Consider the following 3,346-nt stretch of genomic DNA (forward strand, 5'->3'; position numbering starts at 1 on the left):
AAGGAACTGGGCATCGCGTTCCTGTTCATCGCCCACGACCTCGCCGTCGTGCGGCACTTCTCGCAGCGCGTCGCCGTGATGTACCTCGGCAAGATCATCGAGGTCGGTGACCGGGACTCCATCTACACGCGCCCACGCCACCCCTACACGCACGCGCTGCTGTCCGCCGTACCCGAGGTGAACCTGGACGTCGGCGATGAGACCCAGCGCGAGCGGATCCGCCTCGCCGGCGATGTGCCCTCCCCGATCTCGCCCCCGTCGGGCTGCCGCTTCCGCACCCGCTGCTGGAAGGCCCAGGACAAGTGCGCCACCGAGGAGCCACCGCTGGTGCGGATCTCCGGGAACCGGCCCGACCACCTGACGGCCTGCCACTTCCCGGAGGAGCCGACCATCGAGGCGCGGGACGAGGACATCGTGCTGGATCCGGCGCTGGTGGCGCTGGAGGAGGGCGAGGAGTGACGACGCGGGCCGCCGACGGACCGGCCTATGGCCCGCGCCACGATAATCGTTCGACTTCCGGCGAGGCACCCAGGATGATCTCCCGCAATGACTCGAACTGACACGCCTCCCGCTTGGGACGAGCGCACACAGCTGACCACCTTCCTCGACTACACGCGCGCCACCGCCCGCGCCAAATGCGAGGGCGTCTCGGCCGAGGGCGCGGTCACGGCGCCGCTCCCCGGGTCCCCGCTGATGACCCTGTGCGGCCTGATCAGCCACCTCCGCTGGGTCGAGTACTTCTGGTTCCAGGTGGTGTTCCTCGGAGAGGAGGACGAGGGACCGTGGACGGATGAGGACCCCGACCGCGAGATGCGGATCGCGGTCGACCGCCCGATCTCCGAGCTTCTGGACGAGTACGACGAACAGAGCGCCCGCTACCGGGAGTTGGTCGCGGCCAACGACCTGGACACCAAGGCGAAGCGCGTGGGGGGCTCGGGCCGTCATGTCGACCTGCGCTGGATCCTCCACCACCTGATCGAGGAGACGGCCCGCCACAACGGTCACCTGGACATCCTGCGCGAACTGATCGACGGTACGCGGGGCAACTGAAGCCGCGCCTTGCCCAAGGCCCGTGCCCTGGTGGGCACGGGCCTTTGTTTCAACCTCTCGCCTGAGGGGCTTCCTTCAGTGACCCGATGAAGAGGGCGAAGCCTGTGGAAGGGAAGGTGAGGGTGCCGTGGGCTGGGTTCTTGGAGTCGCGGATGGCTATGCGGGTGGGGTGGGGCGCGATCTCGACGCAGTTGTTGCCGTCATTTCCGCCGGAGTAGGACGACTTCCGCCAGGTGTCAGCAGTGGTCACGGTAGGTCTCACAGTTCCTTGGCCAGTCGGTGGATGAAGTCACGCGAACGGGTGGGGTCGAGTGAAGCTGCCTCTACTCTATGGAAGAGCGTTCGCAATACGCAGAGTTGAGCTTCGGAGTCGATGAAGCCGGTGCCGTTGAGCACGTCACGGGCGGCCGTGTCCAACCTGGGTACAGCGCCTCCCGCGAGCATCATGGGACTCCAAGCAGCCCCGAAACCGTCGTGGTCGAAGGGGATGACGCGCACGGTGATGTGGTCCGCTTCCGAGATCTCCAGGACACTGGTGAGCTGGGCCCGTGCGGTGGCACGATCGCCGACCCTGATGCGGAGTGCTGCCTCGTGGACGACCGCTTCGTAGGGGACGAAGTCGGTCCTGGCTAGGAAGACCTTGCGTTGCATGCGGTGCCGCACCCGTAGCTCCAGCTCCTCTTCTGGGAGTTCGGGAACCCTGGAGGAGAACGCAGCCCTGGCGTAGTCCTCTGTCTGGAGAAGGCCCGGGATGAACAGGAACTCCACGTCACGTCGGTAGGTCGAGTGGTGTTCAAGCTCCGCAAGGTCCAGGAAGGGGGTCGGCAGTAACTCCCGGTATTCCTCCCACCAGCCTCGTGTCCGGTCGGTGGCCATGACCGCCAGGGCATCGATGAACTCTCGATCCGCGCAAGAGTAGTTGGAGGCGAGGCGGCGCAGCCGGTTCTCGCTCACGCCCGTGAGGCCGGACTCGATCTGGCTGATGTGCGGAGGGCTTACTCCGAGCAGTGTCGCCGCTTCCCGTGCAGTGAGCCCTGCCGCGTCACGGAGCCTGCGCAACTCGATGGCCAGGCGCATCTGACGTGCCGTTGGCTCAGACCTCAATGGCATCGGCTGATCCTCTCAACGCGTCGGTGAGCTCAACTCGTTCGGGCGTCAGATTACGCGACCGGCTTGCGGCGCATTAACAATAAGCCCTACGGTCGGTGACGTAACGCACACACAGCGGAAGCGCACCGTTCCGCCCCACCAAGACGGCTGCGGCAATGCCACCGCGCGCGAAACCCCCCTCACCTCAACGGAGTTGATGAGGCATGCCTGAAACCTGGGACTACACGCTCTACATCCCCAATGACCTGAGAGCAGTGACCGTCTGCCGCCGCACCCTGCGCCTGATCCTGACCCTGCACGGCCTGATCGGCATGGTGGACACGGCGGAGCTGCTCGCTGCGGAGCTGGTGTCGAACGCCGTACGGCATACGAAAGGGCCGGCCGCACTCAGGGTCCGGCGTACTCCGCAGGGTGTGGTGTGGATCGGGGCGTGGGACACCGACCCGGCGCCACCAGAGCCGCCACGGCCGTTGGAGCAGGCGTCGGAGTCGGAGGAGGGGCGGGGTTTGGGACTGGTGGGGGCCTGCGCGGACGTGTGGGGGTGGGAGCCGTCGGCCCGCTTCGGGGACCGAGGGAAGTATGTGTGGTGCGAGCTGGGGGCGTGACCCTTTCACGCCGCCCGCCCCCGGGGACGGCGAAGGCCCGTGCCACAGAGCGGCACGGGCCTTCGTCCCCGGGAACCGGACGTTCGGGCTCGGGTCAATGGGCCGGTGAAGGTCGGGCTCCGGCGGCCGCGGCTGACGGAAAGGGGTGTGTGTCAGACCGCTGCCTCGGGGTCCTTGGCCAGACGCGGAGCCGGAACCGTCTCCTGCGTCTCGGGGTAGTGGCACGCCGTCAGGTGGCCCGGCTTGTTGCCCTCCACCTGCACCAGCGGCGGCGCCTCCGACGCGCACTTCTCCGTCGCCTTCCAGCAGCGGGTACGGAAGCGGCAGCCCGACGGGGGCGAGATCGGGGACGGCACGTCGCCTTCGAGGCGGATCCGCTCGCGCGGCGTGTCGTCCACCGTCGCCTCGGGCACCGCGGAGAGCAGGGCGCGCGTGTACGGGTGGCGCGGGTTGCCGTACAGGTCCTCGCGGTCGGCGATCTCCACGATCTTGCCGAGGTACATCACGGCGACGCGCTGCGAGAAGTGCCGGACGATCGCCAGGTCGTGGGCGATGAAGACGAAGGCGATGCCCAGTTCCCG

At 67.5% G+C, this 3,346-nt stretch carries 6 protein-coding genes; 3 read left to right on the top strand and 3 right to left on the bottom strand.

Going from position 1 to position 3,346, the window contains the following annotated elements; all coding sequences use genetic code 11:
• A partial coding sequence (locus ACWDEX_RS37070) for an oligopeptide/dipeptide ABC transporter ATP-binding protein (protein WP_450469075.1) occupies positions 1-459 on the top strand: 459 nt, incomplete at its 5' end.
• 87 nt (positions 460-546) lie between these two features.
• A complete protein-coding gene (locus ACWDEX_RS37075) occupies positions 547-1,050 on the top strand; it encodes a DinB family protein (RefSeq protein ID WP_450469077.1) in 504 nt (167 codons plus the stop codon).
• Positions 1,051-1,099: 49 nt separating this feature from the next.
• Here the strand turns inward: ACWDEX_RS37075 and ACWDEX_RS37080 are convergent, their stop codons facing one another.
• On the bottom strand, positions 1,100-1,300 hold the full coding sequence (locus tag ACWDEX_RS37080) for a DUF397 domain-containing protein (RefSeq protein ID WP_450469079.1): 201 nt from the start codon (positions 1,298-1,300) through the stop codon (positions 1,100-1,102).
• Between the two features lie 8 nt (positions 1,301-1,308).
• Positions 1,309-2,160 carry a helix-turn-helix domain-containing protein gene (locus ACWDEX_RS37085; RefSeq protein WP_450469081.1) on the bottom strand — a complete coding sequence of 284 codons (852 nt, stop codon included), beginning with the start codon at positions 2,158-2,160 and terminating at the stop codon, positions 1,309-1,311.
• A gap of 203 nt (positions 2,161-2,363) precedes the next feature.
• On the opposite strand from ACWDEX_RS37085, the gene ACWDEX_RS37090 reads away from it, so the two are divergent.
• Positions 2,364-2,765: an ATP-binding protein gene (locus tag ACWDEX_RS37090; RefSeq protein ID WP_450469082.1), complete on the top strand. Its 402-nt coding sequence runs from the start codon at positions 2,364-2,366 to the stop codon at positions 2,763-2,765.
• A 152-nt stretch (positions 2,766-2,917) separates the two neighbouring features.
• On the opposite strand, the gene ACWDEX_RS37095 is transcribed toward ACWDEX_RS37090, so the two are convergent.
• On the bottom strand, positions 2,918-3,346 hold a 429-nt coding region (locus ACWDEX_RS37095; protein WP_450469084.1), incomplete at its 5' end, for an oligopeptide/dipeptide ABC transporter ATP-binding protein.

This window comes from Streptomyces sp. NPDC001020, from assembly GCF_053599115.1.